The 25069-nt window shown below is 33.5% G+C and carries 32 protein-coding genes and 1 tRNA gene; 4 read left to right on the plus strand and 29 right to left on the minus strand.

Annotation, left to right across the window (positions count from 1 at the left end; all coding sequences use genetic code 11):
* Positions 1–91: 91 nt before the first annotated feature.
* From NST49_RS10365 to NST49_RS10450, 18 genes are all read right to left on the minus strand, one after another.
* Positions 92–703: a GNAT family acetyltransferase gene (locus NST49_RS10365; RefSeq protein ID WP_341048438.1), complete on the minus strand. Its 612-nt coding sequence runs from the start codon at positions 701–703 to the stop codon at positions 92–94.
* 8 nt (positions 704–711) lie between these two features.
* Positions 712–885, minus strand: coding sequence for a hypothetical protein (locus NST49_RS10370; RefSeq protein ID WP_341048440.1), 174 nt, complete (start codon positions 883–885; stop codon positions 712–714).
* Between the two features lie 324 nt (positions 886–1209).
* Positions 1210–1548 (minus strand): helix-turn-helix domain-containing protein, encoded by a 339-nt coding sequence (locus NST49_RS10375; RefSeq protein ID WP_341048442.1) that lies wholly within the window; start codon positions 1546–1548, stop codon positions 1210–1212.
* Positions 1549–1825: 277 nt separating this feature from the next.
* Positions 1826–2188, minus strand: coding sequence for a hypothetical protein (locus tag NST49_RS10380; protein ID WP_341048444.1), 363 nt, complete (start codon positions 2186–2188; stop codon positions 1826–1828).
* Positions 2189–2563: 375 nt separating this feature from the next.
* Positions 2564–3016, minus strand: coding sequence for a hypothetical protein (locus NST49_RS10385; protein ID WP_341048445.1), 453 nt, complete (start codon positions 3014–3016; stop codon positions 2564–2566).
* A 281-nt stretch (positions 3017–3297) separates the two neighbouring features.
* Positions 3298–3819: a hypothetical protein gene (locus NST49_RS10390; protein WP_341048447.1), complete on the minus strand. Its 522-nt coding sequence runs from the start codon at positions 3817–3819 to the stop codon at positions 3298–3300.
* Between the two features lie 280 nt (positions 3820–4099).
* Positions 4100–4492: a hypothetical protein gene (locus NST49_RS10395; RefSeq protein ID WP_341048449.1), complete on the minus strand. Its 393-nt coding sequence runs from the start codon at positions 4490–4492 to the stop codon at positions 4100–4102.
* The gene (locus NST49_RS10400) at positions 4492–5106 is read right to left on the minus strand and encodes a hypothetical protein (RefSeq protein ID WP_341048450.1); all 615 of its coding nucleotides are present in this window, start codon (positions 5104–5106) and stop codon (positions 4492–4494) included. The genes NST49_RS10395 and NST49_RS10400 overlap by 1 nt, the downstream gene beginning before the upstream one ends.
* Positions 5107–5129: 23 nt before the next feature.
* Complete coding sequence (locus NST49_RS10405) at positions 5130–5417, minus strand: hypothetical protein (RefSeq protein ID WP_341048451.1); 288 nt, start codon at positions 5415–5417, stop codon at positions 5130–5132.
* Positions 5414–5941: a hypothetical protein gene (locus NST49_RS10410; RefSeq protein WP_341048452.1), complete on the minus strand. Its 528-nt coding sequence runs from the start codon at positions 5939–5941 to the stop codon at positions 5414–5416. Before NST49_RS10410 ends, NST49_RS10405 begins: the two co-directional genes overlap by 4 nt.
* Before the next feature lie 33 nt (positions 5942–5974).
* Positions 5975–6370 (minus strand): hypothetical protein, encoded by a 396-nt coding sequence (locus NST49_RS10415; protein ID WP_341048453.1) that lies wholly within the window; start codon positions 6368–6370, stop codon positions 5975–5977.
* Between the two features lie 19 nt (positions 6371–6389).
* Complete coding sequence (locus tag NST49_RS10420) at positions 6390–6578, minus strand: hypothetical protein (RefSeq protein WP_341048454.1); 189 nt, start codon at positions 6576–6578, stop codon at positions 6390–6392.
* A gap of 282 nt (positions 6579–6860) precedes the next feature.
* Complete coding sequence (locus tag NST49_RS10425) at positions 6861–8348, minus strand: DNA primase family protein (protein ID WP_341048456.1); 1488 nt, start codon at positions 8346–8348, stop codon at positions 6861–6863.
* Entirely contained in the window at positions 8345–9244 is a 900-nt protein-coding gene (locus NST49_RS10430; protein WP_341048458.1) for a primase alpha helix C-terminal domain-containing protein, read from the minus strand. Before NST49_RS10430 ends, NST49_RS10425 begins: the two co-directional genes overlap by 4 nt.
* Positions 9245–9253: 9 nt before the next feature.
* Positions 9254–9541, minus strand: coding sequence for a hypothetical protein (locus tag NST49_RS10435; RefSeq protein ID WP_301426698.1), 288 nt, complete (start codon positions 9539–9541; stop codon positions 9254–9256).
* 89 nt (positions 9542–9630) lie between these two features.
* Positions 9631–9792, minus strand: coding sequence for a hypothetical protein (locus tag NST49_RS10440; RefSeq protein WP_341048460.1), 162 nt, complete (start codon positions 9790–9792; stop codon positions 9631–9633).
* A gap of 45 nt (positions 9793–9837) precedes the next feature.
* A complete protein-coding gene (locus NST49_RS10445) occupies positions 9838–10116 on the minus strand; it encodes a helix-turn-helix domain-containing protein (protein WP_341048462.1) in 279 nt (92 codons plus the stop codon).
* A 41-nt stretch (positions 10117–10157) separates the two neighbouring features.
* Positions 10158–10361 carry a helix-turn-helix transcriptional regulator gene (locus NST49_RS10450; protein WP_341048464.1) on the minus strand — a complete coding sequence of 68 codons (204 nt, stop codon included), beginning with the start codon at positions 10359–10361 and terminating at the stop codon, positions 10158–10160.
* 129 nt (positions 10362–10490) lie between these two features.
* Between NST49_RS10450 and NST49_RS10455 the strand changes: the two genes are divergently transcribed.
* Together NST49_RS10455 and NST49_RS10460 are read left to right on the plus strand one after the other, a co-directional pair.
* Positions 10491–11369: a helix-turn-helix domain-containing protein gene (locus NST49_RS10455; protein WP_341048468.1), complete on the plus strand. Its 879-nt coding sequence runs from the start codon at positions 10491–10493 to the stop codon at positions 11367–11369.
* A 76-nt stretch (positions 11370–11445) separates the two neighbouring features.
* Entirely contained in the window at positions 11446–12594 is a 1149-nt protein-coding gene (locus tag NST49_RS10460; RefSeq protein WP_341048469.1) for a tyrosine-type recombinase/integrase, read from the plus strand.
* A 102-nt stretch (positions 12595–12696) separates the two neighbouring features.
* Here NST49_RS10460 and NST49_RS10465 read toward each other — a convergent pair.
* From NST49_RS10465 to NST49_RS10480, 4 genes are all read right to left on the minus strand, one after another.
* Positions 12697–12767 (minus strand) — tRNA-Ala (locus NST49_RS10465).
* Positions 12768–12851: 84 nt separating this feature from the next.
* On the minus strand, positions 12852–13631 hold the full coding sequence (locus NST49_RS10470) for a Cof-type HAD-IIB family hydrolase (protein WP_341048471.1): 780 nt from the start codon (positions 13629–13631) through the stop codon (positions 12852–12854).
* A 405-nt stretch (positions 13632–14036) separates the two neighbouring features.
* On the minus strand, positions 14037–15812 hold the full coding sequence (locus tag NST49_RS10475; protein WP_341048472.1) for an ABC transporter ATP-binding protein: 1776 nt from the start codon (positions 15810–15812) through the stop codon (positions 14037–14039).
* On the minus strand, positions 15809–17539 hold the full coding sequence (locus NST49_RS10480; RefSeq protein ID WP_023177517.1) for an ABC transporter ATP-binding protein: 1731 nt from the start codon (positions 17537–17539) through the stop codon (positions 15809–15811). Before NST49_RS10480 ends, NST49_RS10475 begins: the two co-directional genes overlap by 4 nt.
* A 500-nt stretch (positions 17540–18039) precedes the next feature.
* Here NST49_RS10480 and NST49_RS10485 point away from each other — a divergent pair, with 500 nt between their 5' ends.
* On the plus strand, positions 18040–18255 hold the full coding sequence (locus NST49_RS10485) for a DNA-directed RNA polymerase subunit epsilon (protein ID WP_023177516.1): 216 nt from the start codon (positions 18040–18042) through the stop codon (positions 18253–18255).
* Entirely contained in the window at positions 18255–19925 is a 1671-nt protein-coding gene (gene rnjA / locus NST49_RS10490) for a ribonuclease J1 (RefSeq protein ID WP_023177515.1), read from the plus strand. Before NST49_RS10485 ends, rnjA begins: the two co-directional genes overlap by 1 nt.
* Positions 19926–19975: 50 nt before the next feature.
* Here rnjA and NST49_RS10495 read toward each other — a convergent pair whose 3' ends face one another.
* From NST49_RS10495 to udk, 7 genes are all read right to left on the minus strand, one after another.
* A complete protein-coding gene (locus NST49_RS10495) occupies positions 19976–20272 on the minus strand; it encodes a HesB/YadR/YfhF family protein (RefSeq protein ID WP_034538573.1) in 297 nt (98 codons plus the stop codon).
* 119 nt (positions 20273–20391) lie between these two features.
* Positions 20392–21051 (minus strand): potassium channel family protein, encoded by a 660-nt coding sequence (locus NST49_RS10500; protein WP_023177511.1) that lies wholly within the window; start codon positions 21049–21051, stop codon positions 20392–20394.
* Positions 21052–21121: 70 nt separating this feature from the next.
* On the minus strand, positions 21122–21754 hold the full coding sequence (locus NST49_RS10505) for a response regulator transcription factor (protein WP_023177510.1): 633 nt from the start codon (positions 21752–21754) through the stop codon (positions 21122–21124).
* Positions 21747–22832 (minus strand): sensor histidine kinase, encoded by a 1086-nt coding sequence (locus NST49_RS10510; protein WP_341048475.1) that lies wholly within the window; start codon positions 22830–22832, stop codon positions 21747–21749. The genes NST49_RS10505 and NST49_RS10510 overlap by 8 nt, the downstream gene beginning before the upstream one ends.
* On the minus strand, positions 22829–23563 hold the full coding sequence (liaF, locus tag NST49_RS10515) for a cell wall-active antibiotics response protein LiaF (protein ID WP_034538572.1): 735 nt from the start codon (positions 23561–23563) through the stop codon (positions 22829–22831). Before liaF ends, NST49_RS10510 begins: the two co-directional genes overlap by 4 nt.
* A gap of 164 nt (positions 23564–23727) precedes the next feature.
* Entirely contained in the window at positions 23728–24201 is a 474-nt protein-coding gene (greA, locus tag NST49_RS10520; RefSeq protein ID WP_023177504.1) for a transcription elongation factor GreA, read from the minus strand.
* Positions 24202–24404: 203 nt separating this feature from the next.
* Positions 24405–25055, minus strand: a complete 651-nt coding sequence (gene udk / locus NST49_RS10525; protein ID WP_023177502.1) for a uridine kinase — start codon at positions 25053–25055, stop codon at positions 24405–24407.
* Positions 25056–25069 lie beyond the last annotated feature (14 nt).

Below are 25069 nucleotides of genomic sequence, written 5' to 3' on the forward strand. Positions count from 1 at the left end.
AACATTTCAATCTATCAAACAATATCAAATGATTTAAAACAATTAGACGTGCAAGTAGACGTGAAAATATCTACGGGGGACGGGATATTTATTAAATATCTTTCAACATTTTTACAAATAAGCATAGGTTGTTTGGAGAATCATAATCTTCTAATTCTCTAAAACCATTTTGGTTATAAAAGTCTTTTAACTTTTTATGATCTTCGCATTCAACAAATAAAATTCTTCCACCAGCAATTGCATATACCTCTCTTAACTTATCATAAGCTAAAGCTAAAATATCTTTTCCACTAGCTTGTTTAGCTTTAATAGAGATATCACTATAACTTTTACCAAGCTGCCCTATTAAATAACCCTTTATTTCATAATTATTTTGCTCAGTTTTATGGCCTAATCCCATTAAACTTTTTTTAAGACTAGTACTAAATGTTTTAAATTGTTTTTTAGGAATGACTAAAGGTTTATTAGAAATAGAAAAATATCCCGCTACATACGGTTTTGATTGATAATTAGCAAATACTAGATATGTTCTTGCTAAATCCATTTTTTCAAATTGAACAGCTTTGTTATGTAAAAAGTGTTCTACATCGCTTGCTCCACTTAATACAGAATTACATTCAAAAGAAAAGAGAAGACTTTTAATCTCCTCTTCTGTAGAATCTGATTTTAATAAATTTAAAAGTGGTACTATTTGCAATCCCATTAATCAGCCTACTTTCCTAAGAAAGAAGCCATAATGCTATTGATTCTTTCCTTCTCATTTACGGTCTCTACTCTTTGATTAATTTGATGATCTACTCGTTTGGATTTTTGCAAGGCGTTAGCTAATTTCTGGCTTGCTTTTCTGTTGATTTTAAACTCTGTAGTAAAGCTTTTTGTTGCCATAATAATCACCTTTCTAACTGTTCTTAACTTTAATTTTATACACACAATGTACACATCGTTTACATCTTCATAGTACCTATTGTAATACAAAGTTTCAAGTGTTTTATCTCATTTTATTTAATAAATAGTATTGTTTTCGTCCTTTTTCGTCATTTCTCGTCCTTTATTGAGTATTTTCCAATTGTAATCAACCATTTTACAATAATGTATGATTATAAATTGCTAGAGCAGTTCAACTACCACAAGAATCCTTCATGTCCGTTACACAATAAATAAATACGCAAAAAGCCACTTCTTATTTGATAGTTTCTAAGTAGTTACTATTTATTCCAAAAAAATGGCATCTAAAATAATTTTAGCACGTTCTATTTCAGCGATTGTTAATTTTTTTGTGCCATACCCTAGATTTATATAGTTGTTTAATAAAAATTCTATATCAATTATGTCCTCAGTGGTAGCCTGATCTAAGGCACTCTCGCTATCAATTAAGTATTCAATAGAAACATCAAAGTATTTTGCAAGTTTCTCAATTGTTTCAATTCCGGGAGTTTGAGTTTTCCATTTGTAAATAGCTGTTCTTGCTAATCCCATCTTTTCTGCTAAATCTGGTAGGGAGATTCCTTGTTTTGTTGATAGGTACTTTACGTTATCGTATAAATTCATTTTTATCCTCCTAAATTAATTTTATTCAATTGTACTTCTTTTTCAAACTAATACATAGGTCTTACTAATTTGGTAACCCCCATGTTTTACTATGCTGCCATTAAAAAGGGGTCGCAAAACACCACCCCGTCTATTATTGAACTTAGACCATTAAATACAGTGTCTGCCAGACGCATTCTAAGCTCATTTAAAATTATAATACGGGTTAGTATCTGCAAACCACGATTCCAGACCTTCATTTAAGCCGATGGGAAAATACACTTAGGCTATTCCTATTTTATATCAGCAAGCCTAGATGTTTAGCTATTTCAGCAATAATGATGGCTTTATAGTTTTTACATTCTTTAAGTGTGCAATTAAGAGTTTCTGCCACTTCTTTTAGTGGCCTGTTTTTTAAATAATGCAACTCAATAACTTTATATGGTAGTGGCTCGGTACTATTTAATATTGATTGGATCGTGTCCCTAGCATGTATTAAATTAGTTACCATTAAATCATCATAAATAGTAAAAGCATATCTATTAGGCCAGTATTCTTTTTGGTTTAAGTGCTCCGCTATATACTCCTCTATGCCTTCATAATTAAATAGCAGTTCTTCGATTAATATAACCGTTCCTTTTTTCAGCTCTCTCTTTAACATGGCCTAACCCCCTTTAATCATATAATAACCATTCCTTAAAATAATAAAAAAGACCGTCCATTTAAGGACAGTCACATAAGTTGGGACTTACAGTAGAAAGGAGAATAGCTACATGCCCTATTTTGAATACCTGTTTTTAATGTTGTTTCTTCACGTCTGATAAAAATAGTTTTATAATTCGTATCGTCTAATATGCCTACGTTGTTCGCAATGTCTTTTACTTTATCATTGCCCTACTTCTGCGCCTGCTTTTTTTAGATCATGTGCGTTATCGTTGCTTAATTCGTTTGTAGCTATGCCTTTAATGTATTCAATCATGGTTATACCTACTAAATGGCGCATTCTAAGGCTTCTTAATGGATAAGTACCCGCTAATCAATCTGAAATGGGCTTAAAATGCGCTTCTGTGTATTCCTTTAATGCTAATAAGTCGTTTTCGCTTGCGCTATAATTCCCAAAGTGTTCTTTTATAACTGTATCGGTATCTTTTTTTCTGATTACGGCTATATCGTTGTAAAAATAATACCCCTCTTTTTCATAGTATCTATTTAACACGCCATCATAGACTACGTTATTATCTATTTCGATCCATGCGTGTTCGTGTTGACCTTTAGACCACAAGCCATAAACATAAGTTAAACGATCACGTATTTCTTTACTACTGTTGTAAACAAACTTTTGCGCCATTTCAAAGCACCTATGCGGTCTTATTATCCTTTTGGCTTCTTGCATGTTTATGCCGTCCGGCTCGCTAACCTCGTACTTACTCATTTTTTCCCTTATCTGTGCCAAACCTTTGTAGGTTTCTTCATACGGCGTTAATCTCATTTTATAACCTCCTTCTTTATAACTATTTCTAACTTGTAATAAGTATAATTTTAGGCCGATTGACTTTGTCGGGTATGCCTAGATTCAATCTAGTATAACCTAGATAGTAGCGACACCACATTTTAACCTTGGACTTTTTTGTCCGCCCTCTAAAAAATAAAACGTTGTTTCTAAGCTCATTTCAACTTGCTTCATGCACGATTACCCGTTAAATGCTCTATAATACGCCATCTACACACAATAAGAGATACAATTAAGCCATCATTTTATTAATAGTCCATCTATTTACGTTTCTCTGAAATCAAGCGCCCGTATATTCTACCTTCTACTTCAATGCTTTCTAGCACTTTTGCTACAAAATCATCATCAAAGACACTAATCTCGTTAATCACACTTATTGATTTAGTATTCCATTTATTGTAGTAGTCAATTTCGCTTTCTTGGTACGCTTCCCAATATTCTTTACTGTTAGGTTTTGCTAAACTCATACGGGCTTCTGGATCGCCATTCTTAGCCTTTAACTCTAGTTCAACTTTCTCGTTTTTAATTCTTTCAGCATTTTTATGGTCGATTTCTTCTTTTTTTAATCGCAAACGCTCTGTTTCTTCGGCTGTTCTTACTTCTTTTTCTTGTTGCCTTTTAACTAATTTATCAAGACGTTGCTTTTCATTGTAATTGGTATCTTTTTCCCACTGTTTACGCTTATTTATGCGTCCACGTTTTGCGCATACATCACTACAATATTTTTTATTTGGAAAGATTGTTTCATAGGATTGGTTACACACAGCACAGTTTAAAATCATTCTTTAGCCCTCTCCTTTCTTTAATAAAATAAGAGTATAAGTGTTAGTAAAGATGTCCAAAACCCCTCACACGTCCATTTTAAGCCTCTAGTGGCTTGCTGGTATGTTATTCTACGAGGAAATTTGTTCAGTAACAGCTGAATGACGGAGAAATGACAAGAAGGGGGACCTATGGCCCCTAACTTTTATCTCGTCTACTAACTTATCTTTGCTTTCACTATCACTTAACTTTATTTATTTTTATTTGTTTATTTATTTTATTTATTATTTATTTATTTATTTATTTATTTTTATTTATATTACTTAACATGCTACTGTAAGAGTTCTTTCTCACTTCTTCTTCTTCACTCAACAATCCGTTTTGCTTTCTGATAGTTGCTTCAAGTTCCTTATCTGCTTTGGCTTTAGCTTTCTCAATTTCTTTTGCAGCTTTAACTTCGGCTTCCTTACTACTATGTTCGGCTGTTGCTTTAAGCAAGTCAGTCAGTTCCTTATCTTCTGCTGCTTGTGCTGCTGCTTGCTTCTCTCTTAGTTTACGTTGACGTTCTGCTCTCGCTTCTTCTTCACGTTGTGCACCCTCGTATAGTGCACCAACATCTAAGATGTCGCCTGTTCTTTCTAACTGTTCTGTAAGTCGGTTGCTGTTCTCGATACGTTCTTTGATTTCGCTCATTATTTATTCTCTCCTTTTTCTGTAAGTTTAAGTAGGTCGCTTGCTCCGTATTGTGCAAGGATACCTTTTATCCAACTAAAACCTTCTGCACCTTTGTATCTATCTATCTGGTCAAAACCGTAAATAGGTGCTGCACCTTTGTATAATATTTTGCCTTCATCTTTTAATAAATCATGTTGTAAAGTACCTAATAAGCTATTTCCTTTTTCTAGCATTGGTAGAAAATCTTCTCTTATTTCTGATAATTCTTTTAATAATTCTCCGGCTCGTCGCAATTTAATATCTCTGACTTTATCTAAACTAGACTTTATTTGTTCTGAATATTTGTTGTATTCTGCTTCTGTGATGTACGGATCATCTTTCAGTTTTTCAATTTTACCTGAATAGAATTGAGCAACGTCCTTCGCAGTTCGTAAATCCTGGTTAGCTTTAGCGTACTCGGTAGCTGTACCGACTTGTTTCGCTTCAATAACGGCTCTTTTCGCTTCTTCCTCATTTTGCTCTGCTGTTTCGACTTCTTGAAGATATGCTTCTGTTTTCTTTTTACCATTCGTTAAAATCGCTTGTAATTCTTCCTCAATCTTGTTTAGTTCTTGCATAGTTTTATTTGTCATGTTTATAATCTCCTTTTTTTAGTTTAATAAGGTATTTTTTCATCGTTATCTACAACAAGTTTAGCTTCTATTCTTCTTCTTTTAGAGCCATACTGCCCAACTGATAACCCTGTTTGTTCTGCCATTTCTTTATCTGTATAAGGTTTATCAGGATAATAATACTTCTGCATTAAGAACTCTCTTTCTTCTGCTGTCAGTTGCTTTAGACCTGCATAAAGCGGCTTTAATAGTCTTTTATCTAAGTCGCTCATTCCTTCAACTCTTTTACGCCATACCATCAAGGTGTGATTGCTTACTCTTTCTCTTTTCATATCCCTAATGCCTCCAACATTTCAGAAAAATCTGTAAGTTTATCTTCATCTGATTTATTAGGATCTACAATAGGTATAACTTCTTTGCGTGCTTTAAGGTATATACTCGCTTTTTCCAGCTTGAAATAATGCGTTACAGCTTCTTCAATCTCCTTAATTTCATCAACTATTAAGTTATCAAGATTGTCATTAATGGTTTCTCTATGGCGCTTATAGCGGTCTAAATAATATTCTTTATCCGAACTACTTACCTCACTCCAAAACCTGTCAAAATGTTTTAATTTAAACTGAAGCGTTTCGATATGCTGTTCAGCCATTTCAATAGCAGCAACGTGATCCGTTACTTCTTTTTCTAATCTAAAAGCGACTGTTGTCATTTGTTCATATCTTTCTTGAATGCAGGTATAAAAGTTTTTGTTATTAAAGTCTTGTTCGTATTCTTCAATACGTTCTTTAGTTCTATCAATCCGCGTTTGTAGGTAAAAATAAGTAGAAACAAGATCTTCATTTTCGATGTTTGCCAAATACCACCACCTCCAAAATCTGTGAAGCTCAATTTAATGTAGTGCGTATTTTCGTTGTTTGTTTAATATACCTTTGACTGATTTTTCTGAAATGTTAAAACGCCAATTCAATTCTGTTTCATCTGCTGCTTTGAAGCCAGCAAGTAACATTGCTCCTTTAAATGCTCCGTTATACACGTAAAAGTCTTTTCCTGTTCTAGCAAAGATATGCTTCAAGCCATATGATGTGTGGTGCTTATTAAAATTTTGAACTTTTTCTATTGAGTTACACCATTCATAAAGAGCCGACTGTTTGCATTCTTCTAAATCAAGAAAAGCAAGCGGGCTATCAAATTCTCTAAAAAGTTCTTTTGCGTTCGATTCTTTGCGGTATAAACATTTTTCTGGTACTTCAATATCCTTGTAGTTATTTAATAGATCTGTGTTCAATACTTAAATACCTCCTTTTTTATCTGTTTTTTGTAAAGACTTCCATATATTCCGACTTGATAAAAATACATCTTGTGCCTTCGTAGTCCTTAATAGTAACTTTTGCAATATTTTCAAGTTCTATTTTTATTACATTGTTTTTACCAACTTCATACGTGCGATATGCCAAACCATTAAAAAAATTAATCTTTACAATATTTTCAGCCATTTGTTTTATCTCCTTTTTTGGTTATTTAATTAAATCGTGACACCAATCGTGACACTCAGTGTGATAGTTAAATATGCTATAAGCCCTTGCTGTAATTGAGTTAGTGATACAGTGATACATAGTGACACCACTTACTGCGGTTTATCTATTTAATTACTCAATAAAGATAGTTATATTTTTTTATCTATAATTTTAAAAGTAGTATCACTCACTATCACTCATAACACTAATGCCTTTACGTCAACGTTTAAGGCGTGATACTAGCGTGATAGTGAGTGACACTTAATTGTATTTTTGGTATCTACCGCTAGAATATTTGTTATCTTTTCTTGAAACATATCCAACTAAATGATTGCCACTGTTTTTTCGCTTGATTAATAAATTTCTGGCTTTTAAATCTTTGGTTAATTCGGTTTGTTCCATTGCCCAATTTTTACCATGATCTTTAGTCCATTCAACATACAACTTATGAACTTCGCTAGTTGCTATATCTCCGTTTGGACGTGGCTGTAATACCTCTTGAATAAAGTCGTTTATTTCGTCCATTTCTTCACGTTCTTTTTTGCTGGCTTCTTGAACTTTTTTGGGAATCACTAGACCATTTTTTTGATAGTTTTTTAAACCCTCAATAGCCCAACGCATAACGCCAGAAAGTTCATTTTTAATGATTCGTTCGCCTAAATGCGTATCTATTTCATCGTCTGGTATCTGCACATCAAATGGCACGATTACAACACGCTTCCAAGTAGGGTTGTCAGTAGATCCAGCATTCATTTGTGGGATATGGTTGCATGCAAGAAAAATAGTGTTTTGTGGCTGGAACTCAAAGCCCGATTTTCCTTTAAAACTGGCTGAAATAGTATCATCGCCGGTCATGCTCTTAATTACTCCCTCTGATAACCTGTACCCTTTTTCCGGTTCGCTACTGGTTACCAATCTCGCTCCCGCCATTGCTGCTATGGCGTCTGTATGCCCTGTATTACCACCGCTTTTTTTTCTCATTAAATCAGCCGGTGCAACTGTTCTTTTGTAAGAACCGAACAACGATTCTAGTATTTTTAAAAGTACAGATTTTCCGTTATTTCCTTTTGAACCATACAAGAAAATGATTTTTTGTTCTAAGTTTTTACCAATCATTGAGTAGCCTATTAAAGTTTGCATGAATTTAATTATTTCTGTATCGCCATCAAATATTTTATACAAGAAAGCTATCCATTCAGCACAAGGATCTTCGTTGTATTCAGCTCCAGCAATTTTTGAAAATAATTTATTTGGATCGTGTGGCTTTAATTCCCCAGTATTTAAATCTATCCACCCATTTTGGACGTTTAAAGCGTATATATCTTCATCAAACTGTGGCATTAATACCGGAACTCTATGGCGTATTTCACGCATAACAGCTTCTTTACTATTGTTATTTCTTGAACGTGTAACAAATTTCGCTTTTGCTTCAATAAGTTTTTTTATTTCTTCTTCTTTTGCACCTTCATGATAGATTACAGGTTCTTTAGCCATTGCTTCAATCGTTTTATCGAGTAGGTTTCTTGTAACTGCCATGCCATCTTCTTTCCAAACTTTACCGTCATAATGGTAAAAAGTTCGGTCTGGGTTACAATATCTTGTTAGGGATCCCCACGTATCTATAAAACGGTCTGCGTTACCTGTATCGTCCATTGAATACCTTTTTATGTCTAGCTGCTCTTTAGTTTGTTTGCTTAATTCAGCAAACTCTTTTGTTTCTGCGATTTCATCTGGAATTTTTCTTTTCAATTTATCCCTCCCCTCTTATTCATTTCTGCTTTCAGCACACTAGAAAATATCTTGTTGAGTTCCGATTGTTCTAATGGAAAATCAAGAAAATTTTCATTTACAACAAAAGCTAAATTATAAGCATTTTCTGGTGTCATTCCTAAATTTAGGAAGCTCCCTATTTTTGAAGTAAACCAAACATTTCGTCCAGTTTCTGCAACGCCATCTACTAACTCGTTCAAGAACTTACCTGTAAATTTAACGCCTTTTTGTCTGTAATTTTCAGCTTTAATTTTCTGTTTTGACTGTAATTTTTGCTGATACGGTTTACTCGCTATCGTAGCTTGTAAAAATTCATTAACTGGTATTGTTTTTTTGTCATCTTGATACACAATAGGGCTATCTTTAGAATGTTCTGTAACGACTGGTAACCCTTGTCCTTGTGACCATGTATAGTTACTGTTATCAAAGTCATATTCAACGCCTATTGAGTGATATATGCCAAATAGTAACGTCTTATATTCATCTTTGTTCACGTTTCTATTAAGTTCCAATACTAGCCGGTATCTGATTCTTTCATTTTTTTTATGCTTCAAAGTTGGATATAGACAATAATTTTCATCCTTTAACGTGTCCGCCATCTTATTAATGAAATCATCTTCTTCGCCCTTGATGTCATCTAAATCTAAAAAAAGTAATGATCGTGATAGTACGTTTTTATCAGTTCTTGAACTTCCTTCAATCATTTGCCCAGCGATTACTATTTTCATTTGATTCATTTTAATAACTTTCTCTTTATTCTCATTAATTGGATATTCAAAAGTTTGTGGCTGGTAGTCTTTAAAAAATTCAAAGTCACGTTCTACCTTTACTGCTTGCATTGGTTGTTTTGTTTGAACCGTATTAATGTAAATCATTCAAACCACCTACTTTTCTTCACGTTTCAATTCCATAATTTGTTTAACGGTTTGATAGTTTAGTTCAGTTGAATCTAGCAAGAAATCATTTAAAAGGTTTAATAAAATCTCTGTTCGGTTAGAAACACGTTCCAACTCGTAAAGAGCTAGTTCTTCACTGCCTTTAACTTTGCTGTATTTAACAACCTCGTCGAACGTATCACGGATAGATCCCAAAATTGCTTTTGAGAACTCATTTTTATCAATATTTTCTTCAGCATTTTTTTCTAAGTTTTTTAATAATTGTTCTTTTGTCATTAGTAAAACTCTCCCTTTTATATGGTATTTTTTATGATATAATAGGAAGTACAAGAGTCTCCTATTTTGGTGGTTTAATACGTTTGCCTTTAGTCCACTTTGCCGGTGTATGCTAAAGGCTCTTTTTTTGTGCTTTTTTCTTCCTCTAAAACTTTCATCCATTCTTTGTAAGCTATTTTGAAACTGAAGTACGAAATGAACCCCAAAAACCACCCAATAATTAATGAAATAGTAATCGATGTACCTAACATTTTTTACCTCCTAATATTCTTTCTATCCCCGTTCCCCAACGGTTTTTATATTTGATTTTCTTTCAAGAACCGATTGATCTCAGTTTTAGAGATTAATGTTATTCCGGAAACCGTTGCTACTTGAAGCCCTTTAGCTCTAAACCCTTGCAACGTGTTATAGGAAATATTCAGCCATTCACACGCTTCTTTTTGTTTCAGCCACTCTTTACCATAACTAGCTTCTAACTGTTTAGCTGTTGCAATTGCGTCCCTTGCTGCAATAGTAAGCATTGCTGTAAAGTCTTTTTGGAAACTATCTTCAATATCAAAACTAACTTGTGCCATATTCAACCCTCCTTAACTACCTTACCGAAACTTTTTGCTACTTATAGATCAAAAAAAATTTCATCTATTGTAATACCAGGGAATAGCTTTTGTAGTTTATTTCTTATAATTACTTTTTCTGAATCTTTAAATTGAGTTTTTCCTCTTTCTTTAGCTGAGTATGCTTGGACAGATATTCCAAACAACTTAGCCATATCTTTTTGTGTTCCAAGCATTTTACGATATCCTGCAATTTTATTAGTCAAGTTCTCACTTCCCTTCTCGCTACTTTTTGCTACCCACAATCTTATTATAACCTTTTGATTTAATATTGCAAGTAAAACTTGCTACTTTTTGCTATTTTATCTATAATTATTTTACGGAGGTGTTGTATTTTGCAAATAAATAATGAATTGGTAGGAAACCGAATAAAGAAAATAAGAAGCGAAAAAGGCATGTCGCAAGAAGAATTTGGCTTACTAATAAAAAAGGCTCACAAAAGCCTAGTATCTAAGTGGGAAAAAGGTCAAAGTCTACCTAATAATGAACGTTTAAAAAGAATAGCTGAATTAGGCGAGATGACCGTTGAAGAGTTATTACATGGAGATGAACTATTATCAAATATGGTTGACTACGTTTATGACTTGATTACAGAAACCGAAGAATTAAATGATGAAGTAGTTAATGAAAAAGCTTTAAACGAAACTATTAAAACTATTAGAGAAGAATACCGTGAATTGAAAAGAGATAATTTATCGATTTCTGATTATGAAGACGAAAGATTCAGAGATCATGTTTATGGTATTTACGATAATTTTTGTAGTAAATATCCTAATAGTGAAGCAGAATCAGCAAAACAGTTTGATAATTTATTAAAAGAAATTGAGTATTTTGGTTTTCCTGAACCCTCATATAATTTACAAGACAATATTATTATCATCACTTTTAAAGGCATGGATACAATTAAATATACTTTTAAAGAAATGGTTTCATTACCTATTAAGTTGACTATTGAAAAATCTCTTTTTTCTGATATAAAAGCTTTTAATTATACAATCGATAAAAAAGATGTATCAGGTAATTTGGAAGAAACTATTTCTCAATCACATGATGCTCATTTTAATAATTTTAAAGAATTTGAAAAATTTTGTTTCTCGAATTTTTTAGAGAAATACACTACTAAATTTAATATAGAAAAACCAGTTATGTATTTACTTAGTCATGAATTCAACAAGGGTTTAATTACTGATCCAATTTTTATGACTATAAACTAATTCCTACAAATTCTATTTACAAATATTCAACCCTCTCTTACATACCCGTTCCCCGTGGTAAAGAGGAGAAATTAAAATGGCAAACATTAGAAAATACATTAAAAAAGATGGTACTGCTGCATATATGTTCCAAGCCTATCTAGGTACTGATTCAGCAACGGGCAAACGTATACGAGTAACCAGACAAGGTTTCAGCACAAAAAAAGAAGCCAATCTCTCACTATCTCGCTTAAAAATTGAGATTGAGGAGCAAGGCTATAAGAAGAATAAGCGGTATAAGTTTAATGAAGTATATGAATTGTGGCTAGAACAATACAGAAACACGGTTAAAGAAAGCACGTTAAACAAAACTATTGAAATTTTCAATTATCACATCCTGCCTTTATATGGCCACTTATATATGGATAAGATCACGGTAGTATTCTGTCAAGAAGCTGTAAACAAATGGTATAAAAGTGTTCAAAAATTTAAAGCTATAAGCAACTACGCTTCACGGGTATTCGATTATGCTATTACAATTGGCATATTAGAGAAAAACCCTGTTAAAAAAATTAGTATGCCTACTAAGAAAGTAAACGTGCAAGAAGATAAGATTTTGAATTTTTACGATAAAGAAGAACTAACTCAATTCTTTGATTGTTTAAAAAAAGAAGATGACCCTGTACAACTCGCACTGTTTAGAACGTTAGCCTTTTCTGGTGCACGTAAAGGCGAAATTTTAGCCCTACAATGGCGTGATATTAATTTTACAGATAACTACATTAAAATAAATAAAACTGTCACATTCGGCTTAAATAACGTTTTAATCATACAGACTCCTAAAACAAAAACATCTGTCCGTACTATCTCAATGGACGCTCAAACAATGGCCGTTCTTAAATCATGGAAAAAAACACAAAAGGAAGATTACTTGAAGTTAGGGTTCAACACATTAAGCCCTACTCAATTAATTTTTCCAAGTACTAAAAATACCATTATGCAGCCACCTAAAGTTGGGAAATATCTGGATCGTATTATAGAAAAATACGAACTAAAGAGAATCACAACTCACGGCCTTAGACACAGCCATTGCTCAATATTATTTGAAGCTGGTGCAACAATTAAAGAAGTACAAGATCGCCTAGGTCATTCAGATATTCATACCACTATGAACATATACGCACATGTATCTAAAAAGGCTAAAGAAAATACCGCTGAAAAGTTCGCAAACTATGTAGATTTCTAACAATAGACGTGGAACTAGTCGTGAAATGAAAAAAATAGTCGTTAAAACGTCTTAAAGATACTGTTGTATCAACGTTTTAACGACTTATTATAAATTGTGTGATGGAGTCTACGGGAATTGAACCCGTATTAACTGGCTGCCAGCCAATCGTAATCCCATTATACCAAGACCCCAGAGTAGAATGCTTCAGCAAATAAATAACTGAGCCATACCCCCAATATAAATAAATCGAAATTTATCTATTGACTGCCTACTTATTATATCAAACCCAGTTCTTTTAAAGCAATATAAATTCCATCTTCATTGCAACTTTTTGTTACTTTATCGGCTCTCAACTTTACACTTTCTAAAGCATTGCCCATTGCTACTCCAGTTCCAACTTTTTCGATCATTTCTAAATCATTCAAGCCATCTCCAAACGCAATGGTATCTTCTATGTTAAAGCCATTTTCTAAAGCAACTCTAATGACCGTATTTGCTTTTGAACCATCATGCGGCAATACATCTACTCCAGAATCATGCCAGCGTACAAACCGGAATTTTGAAAACTGTCCACTCTCATAAAATTGTTTCTCGTCTTCGCGGTAAAACAGCAAACATTGAACTAACGAGTTGTGTAAGTAAAAATCTCGATCGTATTTTGGGACGCCATAACCTACAGATTTCATAGCTGTAGTTATACTAACGTCAGCTTCTTCATTTCTTCTTCTTAATGTCTCTGGTGTTTCATAAATCAGGTCATGATTATTCAAATCTGCTACTTTAATCAATTTTTCTAATTGAGAATGATCCAATGGATTTTCATAAACAAGTTTATTATGTAAGTATCCTGCTGCACCATTACACACAATATAATGATCCATTTCTAATTCATCGACTATATTTTGAGCCATAAAAAGGTTTCTTCCAGTCGCAATGGCAACTTCATGACCGTTTTTTTTCAATTCTTTAATCGCTAATTTAGTACTCTCTGGAATGTTTTTTTGATCATTAACTAAAGTTCCATCGATATCAAAAAAAATCATTTTCTTTTGCATGTTTAGGTTCTTCCTTTCTATTGCTGCTTATAAGACAATTGTACCCTTTATTCTTCTAGACTACTAGACTGAAAAACAAAAAAACATAGAAGTCCATTCACGCTGGACTTCTATGTTTTTTTTGGTTCTTCAACATTTGACGTTGGTCAGTAATTAATTGAGTTTCTTTTAACACATTCCAGAAATTTTCGGAGGAATAGGAGAAGCTTGCAGCCATGAAAAAGGATGCATTGAGAATTACTTAGCGTTCGGCTTTAGCCGCTACGTTAAGTTTGACGCTTGCAAGTTTTGAGACGCGTTCTTCGGCTCAAAATGGTCCCACGGCTTTCCGCAAGCTATCCCGTAATCCGAAGGAAATTTCCTTATCAACTCCAGAAAATAAAGAACCGTTTTTTAAAATTATTTTTATTCTTCTTCACTAAATTGGCTGTTGTATAGATTTGCATAAAAAGCTCCTTTTTCAAGCAGTTCTTCATGCGTTCCTTGTTCAATGATTTCACCTTGATCCATGACTAAAATTAAATCAGAATCTCGGATTGTGGACAAGCGATGGGCAATGACGAAACTTGTTCTGCCTTCCATCACTTTTTTCATCGCTTTTTGAATCAAACTTTCTAAACGTGTATCTACTGAACTAGTCGCTTCATCTAGAATCAAAATTTTCGGATCAGAAATTACAGCCCGTGCAATGGTTAAAAGTTGCTTCTGACCTAAAGATACATTAGACGTTTCTTTGTTTAGTTTCATGTTGTATCCATCAGGTAAAGTTCGTATAAAATGATCCACATTTGCTGTTTTTGCTGCTTCCACAACTTCTTCATCCGTTGCATCTAACTTACCAAAACGAATATTTTCAGCAATCGTTCCACTATAAACCCAAGCATCTTGTAAAACCATTCCAAATAACGAACGAACATCTTGTCTGGACATTGATTTTGTATCGATACCGTCAATTTTGATGGCCCCTTTATCAACGTCGTAGAAACGCATCAATAAATTAATCAGCGTCGTTTTCCCTGCTCCTGTAGGTCCAACAACAGCTACTGTCTGTCCTTTTTTTACAGACACATTTAAATCACTGATTAATGTTTTCTCTTTAGCATAACCAAACGCTACATGTTCAAAGTCAACATTTCCTTCTACTACAGCCGGTAGAGGATGTTCAGTTTCATTGATCACTTCTTCTGGTTCATCTAAAATCTCAAAAACACGGTTAATGGCCGCTGCTGCACTTTGTATGACACCTGAAAGTTGTGTAATTTGAGAAATAGGCTGATTAACTTGCCAAATGTATTGAGTAAAAGCTTGCAGATTACCTAGAGATAGCGTACCTATAATGACTAAGTACCCTCCTCCTATAGCTATTCCAAAATAAGCCATATTGGAAACAAATCCTACTAATGGGCTCATGATCCCAGAAATAAATGCTGCTCTAAATCCATTTTTATTTAACGTCGCATTGATTTCTTTAAACTCTTCTAGTTTATCTTTTTCTTTCCCATACAATTTGATTTCAGTAAATCCACTAAAGCTTTCTTGAACATGTCCATTCATAGCTCCTAAAGATTCTTGTTGACCTTTAAAGTAAGGCTGAGATTTTTTGATTACTGCTTTGGAAATGACAAAAGAAAGTGGGATAGTGGCCATAATTACTAAAGCTAATGGTATAGAAATATAAAGCATCATAGCGATGGCAAATAAGATTCCCATAAACGAATTGACCATTTGAATCAGACTTTGCTGCATGGCATTACTGATAGAATCCACATCATTCGTTACACGACTGAGTATATTTCCTTGTTGATTTCGATCAAAATACGATACTGGAAGACGATTGATTTTTTGTTCAATTTCATTTCTTAAATCTCGCATCGTATTTTGGACAACATTTGTCATGATATATGAAGATAAATACAATGTAACTTGGTAAATTGCTGCTATCCCTAAAATAATAACGACAATATTGAAAATGTAAGGAAAATTAACTGTTGCACCAGGAGTACCATTTAACATGTCTGCAACGTTCTTTCCTAATTCTGTCATCGCTAATCCAATAATGAAAGGCTGTAGAGCATTGACAATCATACAGACAATTGTAAGTGCTATAGCAGAGAAAAATCCTACTTTGTAAGGTTTAATGTACTGCCAAATTCGACGAATAGAATCCTTCATACGACTCATGCTAATTCCTCCTTCGACAATTGTGATGAAGCAATATCATAATAGACATCAGATTTCTTCAAAAGCTCTTCATGTGTTCCTTGAGCGACAACCACACCTTTATTTAAAACAATAATATTATCTGCATGCATGATCGTACCTACACGTTGAGCAACAATCAAAACAGCAGCATTTTTAGTTTCTAATTTTAAACGCGCTCTTAATTTTGCATCCGTTTGGTAATCTAATGCAGAAAAACTATCATCAAAAACATAGATATCCGGTTTTTTTATAATAGCTCGTGCTATTGATAATCTTTGCTTTTGTCCACCAGACATATTGCTTCCACCTTCAGATAAAAATTCATCAAACTGATCAGGTTTCTTTAAAATAAAGTCTTTTGACTGTGAAATATCCGAAGCTTCTTCCACTTCTTTTTTATTTGCATTCCATTTTCCATAACGCATATTATCAGAAATCGTTCCAGTAAATAACAAGGCTTTTTGAGGAATATAGCCGATTTTTTGACGTAAGGCACTTAATTTATAATCTCTAACGTCTACTCCATCTACCAATATGCGTCCTTTCGTAACATCATAAAAACGTGGAATCAGTTGGATCAAACTAGATTTACCACTACCGGTACTTCCAATAAAAGCTGTTGTTTCTCCAGGTCTAACTGTAAAACTAATGTTTTCGATCACGGGTTCTTCTGTATTACCTGGATACGCAAAAGTTACATTTTCAAATGCCAGGTATCCATGTGTTTTTGTTTCTGTTATTCCATTTTCATTTTCAGTAATAGAAGGTTTAGTATCAAATATCTCTTGGATACGTCTTGCAGAAACTGCTGCTCTTGGGTACATCGTAAAGATATTAGCGAACATCATAAATGAAAAAAGTGCATGGAAGATATACTCAATAAAGGCTACTAAACTTCCGACTTGTAAATCACCAGCGTTTATTTCGATAGCTCCTAGCCAGATCACGATCGCAAAAATACAGTTAAACACTATTGAAAAAATCGGCATTGCTAAAGCCATCAGTTTAAACAGCTTTTTAGAAACAGTCATATAGTTTTCATTTACTTCATAAAATCTGTTTTCTTGGAATTTTTCTTTTACAAACGCACGGATAACTCTTAATCCGGTTAAATTTTCTCGTAGGTTTAAATTAATATCATCTAAATTCGTTTGTTGTTTATTTGATAACGGACCTGAATACTTTCCTATAAAATAAACACTTCCTAATAGAAAAGGAACCGCAATCAACACGATGTAAGATAATGACGGACTTGTACGCACGATCATCACAAAACTAGAAATGAACATAAGTGGCGTCATCATTCCTATCCGAAGTACCATCTGCAAAAACACCATTATCTGGAAAGCATCATTTGTTGTACGTGTTACTAAAGATGATACGCCAAATTCATTGTATTCTTTATGAGAAAAAGATTGAACTTTTTCAAAGATATCATTACGAATATCTCGAACGATCCTTGTTGTAATTTTGCTAACGGTATATGCCAAGCCAATTAATCCAAACAACCCGATTACAGAAATAACAAGCATCCATTTTCCATAGTAAGTTACGACATCAAAGTCATTAAACATCAACCCTTTATTGATCAGCTGAGCCAATAATGTGGGCAGCCCTAATTCAATCAGGATAAACCCAAAAACACATAAAAAATTTAAGAATACTAATTTTTTATATTTCATAGTATATCTCCACATTAAATTCATTTTCTCATCTCCTTAAAATATAATAGATACCTTACAGTTTTTTTGTTTATAGCTATCAAATATAATGAATCTTATTACTCAATTATTTATTTAATATACCGCACAAAAAAATATCTATTTTACTATAGCATATTTTTTATAATGAAGGGCAAACTTCTAATTTTTTTATATCGTTTAGCAAATTTAACCTGTCAATCTCCAAACAACTAACTTTCTATACTTAATTAATGAATTATGTTAAAATAATAATAGCTGTTGTGTACTTACCACAACCACTCGTTCGGGAAAAATACTAAACTGAATAAAAGAATGGATCAGAATTTGTTTCTAGCAGCTTTACATTCATGTTAAGGAATTAAACTGACGTGGTTTTCGTTTAATCACCACTGAAAGTCCTTCACTGGTTGATTTTTCGTAATGCAAAACACTTCACCAATTTTTCATAAAAATAATTTGACGTTCTTCAATAAAGAACGAACGTATAAAGAGGAGAGAATTAAATGATTTTTAAAGTTAATTATCAAGAAACAAAATTAAGAAACCCCAAAAGAGAAGACACTAAAACTCTTTATTTGGAAGCTGAAACAGTTGTTGCAGCACGAGCAATAGTTGAACAAAATACCCCCTACAATATTGAATTTGTTCAACAAATTGATGGAAAGTATCTTGAATATGAACAAAATAGTCCAGATTTCAAGTTAACGGAGTTTAACTAATGAAACCTTCTATAAAAAATAATGAAGCTGCTGTCTTTGCCATTGGGGGTTTAGGGGAAATTGGTAAAAATACCTATGGTGTTCAATTTCAAGATGAGATCATTATTATTGACGCAGGTATTAAGTTCCCTGAAGATGATTTATTAGGTATCGACTATGTCATTCCAGATTACAGTTATATCGTTCAAAATATCCATAAAGTAAAAGCTTTAGTGATCACACATGGACATGAAGATCATATTGGCGGTATTCCTTTCCTATTAAGACAAGCTAATATTCCTATCTATGCTGGACCACTTGCTTCAGCTTTGATTCGCAATAAATTAACTGAACACGGTTTATTACGTGATACTGAATTACATGAGATTGGTGAAGATGATGTGATTAAGTTCCGTAAAACAAGCGTAAGTTTCTTCAGAACAACACACAGTATTCCCGAAGCTTTTGGTATTGTTGTTAAAACTCCACCAGGCAACATTGTATTGACTGGTGATTATAAATTTGACTTTACTCCAGTTGGAGAACCTGCGAATTTGCATCGGATGGCTAAAATCGGTGATGAAGGTGTATTAGCTTTACTTTCAGATAGTACAAATGCTGAAGTGCCTACTTTCACTAAATCTGAACAAGTTGTTGGAGAATCCATTACGAGTATCATGCAAAAAGTAGAAGGACGTATTATTTTTGCTACTTTTGCTTCTAACATTTCTCGTTTGCAACAAGTTGCAAATGCAGCGATTAAAACAGAACGAAAAATAGCTGTTTTTGGTCGCAGTATGGAATCTTCTGTTACAACTGGCCGTCAATTAGGCTATATTACAGCTCCAGAAGAAACATTTATTGAACCTAGAGAAATTAATCGTCTTCCTGCAAAGGAAAGCATTATTCTATGTACTGGATCTCAGGGAGAACCGATGGCAGCTTTAAGCCGTATTGCTAACGGTACCCATCGTCAAATCTCTATTCAGCCTGGAGATACAGTTATCTTTTCAAGCTCTCCTATTCCAGGAAACACTTCAAGTGTAAATCGTCTGATTAATTTACTTTCTGAAGCTGGTGCAAATGTTATTCATGGACGAGTAAATAATGTTCATACTTCTGGACATGGTGGTCAACAAGAACAAAAATTGATGCTCCGTTTAATGAAACCTAAATACTTTATTCCTGTCCACGGTGAGTACAGAATGCAAAAAATTCATGCTGGGCTTGCTGAATTAGTAGGAATACCTAAAGAAAATTCTTTCATCTTAGATAATGGAGATGTTATTGCTCTGACAGCTGATAGTGCTAGAGAAGCTGGTCATTTCGAAGCTGGAGATGTGTATGTAGATGGTAAAGGGATCGGCGATATTGGTAATGTCGTATTACGAGATCGCAAACTTTTATCTGAAGAAGGTCTAGTGGTTGTGGTTGTCACGATCGATTACAAATCAAAAGAAGTCTTAGCTGGTCCAGATATTCTTTCTCGTGGATTTATCTATATGCGTGAATCAGGAGAATTGATAAATGATGCACAGCAAGTGATGACAAAAAGTTTAAATAAAAGTTTAGCAAATGATAAAGTAACCGAACAATCATTAAAAAATACGATTATTGAGAGCTTAAAACCTTTCTTATATGAACGTACTGAACGTCACCCAATGATTTTACCAGTTATTATGCCGGTTTAGTCGAAAAAAGCCGTTTACAACACTCTTAAGGATGTTGTAAACGGCTTTTTTTATTTTTGTTCAATAAAGTGATAAATCGGTTCATCTCGTTTTTTATCAAAACTAACTTGCAAATCATATCCACTAAAAAACCATTCATCATGCTTGTCAATAAAATAAATGATTCCATTAATCGTTGTTTCAGCTAAAATATCACTTGGTTGTCCTACTTCCATACCCACTGAAAAGCCTTCGTGTACTTCCGTGTTTCCATATACTTTACCTGAAAACCTTACTCCACTGCCTTTTTTAAGTCCAACCTCATTTTCAAACCATTCTCTTGCACTTTCTGTTATATCAATTTTCATAGTAAGTTTCACAGAAACCAGTTCTGTGAATCCTCCTCTCATAAGAACTTATCATCCTTATTAATATTAACATATTTAACGATTCAACGGCATATTTTGACGCTAATAAACCGGTCTTCTTAAGGCATTTGGTTTTCTAACCAGTCAATTTCTTTGTTTCCACCCACAACCATTAGTGTATCGTCCACTCGAATGATTGCCTCAGCAGCCGGAGATATAATCATCTCTTGTCCTCTTCGAATACCAATAACATTTAACCCAAATCGTTTTCTGAAATCCAATTCAAGAAGTGTTTTATCGAAGAACTTTGGATTGGTTACTTTTAACTCAACTAATGAGTATTTATCCGATAATTCAAGGTAATCCACAACATTATTTGAAACCAAATGGTGACCAATCCGAATTCCCATATCTCTTTCAGGATGAACGACATAATCTGCCCCTATTTTTTCTAATACTTTTCCGTGATATTCATTTTGTGCTTTAGCTGTGATATAAGGATTACCCATTTCTTTAATCATTAACGTTGTTAAAATACTGGCTTGAATATCTTCACCTATCGCTATTATAACGTGATCAAAATTTCGAATTCCTAATGACCTTAACACACTTTCATCTTGAGCATTAGCCACTACTGCATGAGTCGCTATATTCATGTACTCATTTACCCTATCTTCATTAGAATCAATTGCCAATACATCATGTCCACTTTCTACGAGAGTTCGACAGATACTGCTGCCAAAACGACCTAATCCGATAATTGCGAAATTCTTCTTCATCTCTTCACCAACTTTTCTTCTACTTTAATTTACTTTAATTTACTTTAACTAATCTAACCAGCGTTTACTTTTATTCAATGAGATGATGTTTAAAGGCATAAATAGCAGCTTGTGTGCGATCATCTACTTCCAACTTAGCCAAAATATTTGACACATGCGTTTTAACCGTTTTAAGCGTAATAAAAAGAGCATCTGCAATTTCTTGGTTCGAATTTCCTTGTGCGATCAACATCAAAATTTCTTGTTCACGGTTCGTTAAATCTTCATGTAACTGACGAACTTGTTTTTTAGTCAAACGTTCCATCATTTTCCCTGTAACTTCAGGTTCAAGAATCGTTTCTCCTTTATATGTAGAACGAATGGCATTAGCAATGGTGCTTGCTGTAGAGGTTTTCAAGATATAACTTGATGCCCCCGCTTCTAATGCTGGATAGACTTTCTCATCATCAATAAAGCTTGTTACGATAACAATTTTAGCATCTGGCCATTCCTTCATAATAGCTTTTGTTGACTCGATTCCATCCATGACATCCATAACCAAATCCATCAAGATAACATCTGGACGCAGCTCTATTGCTTTTTCATAACCAATTTTACCGTTTTCAGCTTCTCCTATGACTTCTATATCACTTTGGATAGACAAGTAAGAAGAAACACCTAATCGAACCATTTCATGATCATCAATCAATAGTACCTTAATCATTGTATACCTCCACTTTTTCAATTTTATTCATCAGTGGTATTTTAATTTCAATACTTGTTCCCTTATTTTTAAAACTAATAATTTTACATGTTCCGCCCATACCTAATACACGTTCCTTAATATTCTGCAAGCCATAATTTCCAGCTTTACTTTCTTCTGTATTAAATCCAATTCCATCATCGATTACTCTTAACAATACAGATTGGTCAATAACATGTAAATAGACTTCTAACTCTTTTGCTTTTGAATGACGTAATGTATTGGAAAGTAATTCTTGAACGATTCGGAAAAGATGGTCTTCTATCCCATTGGTTAAACAAACATCTTCGATATCCCATTTCATTTCAATTTGTATTTTAGTTCGAAGCTCATTTAAGAGTTGTTCAATTCCTTTTTTCAATGATTTTCCTTCTAAATTAACCGGTCTTAAATGAAGTAATAGCGCGCGCATCTCTGATTGTGCTTCATTTACAATCGATTCTATTAGTCTTACTTGTTTTTGCAGAGCGCCCTTTGATTCGTCCATTTGTTCATTTAGAGCGGAAAGCATCATCATAGCTGCAAACAATTGTTGACTGACTGAGTCATGCAGCTCACGTGCCAGTCTATGACGTTCTGACACTAATATTTCTTCCTTTGTTTGTCCATTAATAGAATTTGGTGTATTGTTATTTAATTGTACCTCATTTGCTAAAGTTACTAATTTTTCTCGAATATCTACTAGCGATTGATTTAATTCATCAGTAAAATAATAGTCTTCTTTATTTTTTATGAGCATTTCTTCAAATATACCTTTTGAATAATTGGCTTCAATCAGAAGATGGAGCGTTTCTTCAATTTGATGCCACTGCCGTTTATTTATATAGTAAATAATGGTTGACACAGTTAGACCAATCGCTACTGAGGCAGCCAATAAGTACCATATAAATGGAATATAAAAGAAACGGGCAGTAAAAACATCCAAATACCAGCTTTCAGATGACACAGCATAACTATAGCTTACTGTAATGACAAATAACAAAATGAAAATGATGATGCTAGTGGTAAAAAAAAGAGAGGTTATTCTTTTTTGTTTCATATAGCGATCACCTCTAAATCTCCCACCAACACATTCGTTATGATTTTTATTGTTCTAGCTTGGCTCTCATACTGCTTACTATACATTTTAATCGATTCATTATCCAAAATATAATGTTGTTCCTCGAAAGAAATTTTCCCTTTGATCGCACTATGCTCAATCATTATGCCCATTCCACTTGGAACCAAAATCCGTGTTTTCCCAAAACCTTTTCGAATCACAATATAGCTATCATTTTTTGGCAAAATGGTATTTCCCAGATCAACTATCGTATCTCCCATAAAAATTGAAAAGTTAATATCATCCCATTCAAATACTGTACTACCGATTCGTTCATTTCCTAACCAATTTCTTTTAAAACGCTTAGCATTTTTGGGTAGATTATCCGTTGTTTCTACTACGATCATTTCTTTTTCATTCCATGGTGCTTGTTGAAAATTAAAAGTATCCATTTTTGATACGGACTTTCCATATGTTAGATAAAAAAAGATAACAGCTACTATTAACATATACCAAACTCCACCCAGAGACAATAATGCAAATAGTGCTAAAAACACACCAATCAATAAATACGTTCTTTTCTTTCTTTTTTGTTGATTACGCCCTAAAAACAATAACCAACTGCCAAGAACAAAAATGCCTAATATAAACACATTATTAACGAGTTGATATAAGGTAAAGATCATTAATAGTGATTCAACCAATAAGAACCATTTCCAATTATTTTTCATATCCATTAAGCCTCCTTGCGTCTTTCTTTCTCTCTAGTATACTGTTTTTGAGTAGTTATGTAATGCTCTTTAGCATGAGCTGCACCTACGACTAAAGACGTAGACTTCAAAAAAAATAAAAGCTGCTCAATGAGTAGCTTTTATTTTAAAAAAGATAAATCGCTTTAACTAATGTTTACAATTTTAATTAACATGTCTCCACCTGGAGTTTCTAAAGTAACTTCACTACCTACTTTTTTACCAATTAAAGCTTTGGCAATAGGTGAATCATTCGAAATCAATCCTTCAAACGGGTCTGCTTCCGCACTACCCACGATTGAATACTCTTCTTCTTCACCATCAGGTAATTCAATAAATGTTACTTTTCTACCTAAAGCAACTTCATCACTTGCAGTATTTGAATTGTCGATAATTTCAGAAAAACGCAACATATTTTCGATAGTTGTTACTCTTCCCTCAACAAAAGCTTGTTCATCTTTTGCTGATTCATACTCAGAGTTTTCTGATAAATCTCCAAAACTACGTGCAATTTTGATTCTTTCTACAATTTCTTTACGTTTTACTGTTTTAAGAAATTCTAATTCTTCTTCTAACTTTGCTTTACCTTCTAATGTCATTGGATATACTTTCTCAATCATTTAATACGGTCTCCTTTTTAGAATCATATCTGATTCTTGCTTTCTTTATTTTAGTTGAAAGCGTAATTATCTTTTCAATATTGACAAGATACCATGTTGTATTCTATTTGTAAACAAAAAATTCGAATTCATTCGAACTTTTAACTTGCTTATCATTCTTTTCAGGTGATCTTTTTTAGGCTTTATTTAATTCCTACTCTAACCTAATTAGTTGGAGAATTTAATTCTTGTACCAATATGCTTCTGATTTTAGTGGTCATCAAATCAATCGCCACTTGGTTGCTTCCACCTTCAGGAATAATGATGTCAGCGTATTTTTTAGATGGTTCTACAAATTGATGGTGCATCGGTTTAACTACGGTTAAGTACTGCTCAATAACAGAATCTAATGTCCTGCCACGCTCTTCTATATCCCGTTTAATACGTCTGATGATGCGTATGTCGTCATTTGTGTCCACGTATACTTTTATATCCATTAACTCTCTTAATCGCGGATCTTCTAAAATTAAGATACCTTCAAGAATGATAACTTCTTTGGGTTCTTGAATAATGATGTCTTCACTTCTCGTATGCGCTGCATAATCATAAACCGGTTTTTGAATCTTTTTGTAATTGATTAAATCTTTTAAGTGTTGGATCAGCAGATCCGTATCAAAAGCAAAAGGATGATCGTAATTTGTTTTTAATCGTTCTTCAAACGATAATTCACTTTGATCTTTATAATAAAAGTCTTGTTCTAACATTAAAATAGAATGACCTGCAAATTGATTATAGATTGCACGACTTACACTAGTTTTCCCACTACCGGATCCTCCGGTAACCCCAATCACTATTGGTCTCTTTTTGTCCGTCATACTTATTCCTCTTT

The sequence above is a fragment of the Carnobacterium sp. FSL W8-0810 genome (genome assembly GCF_038007125.1).
Taxonomy (GTDB): domain Bacteria; phylum Bacillota; class Bacilli; order Lactobacillales; family Carnobacteriaceae; genus Carnobacterium_B; species Carnobacterium_B inhibens.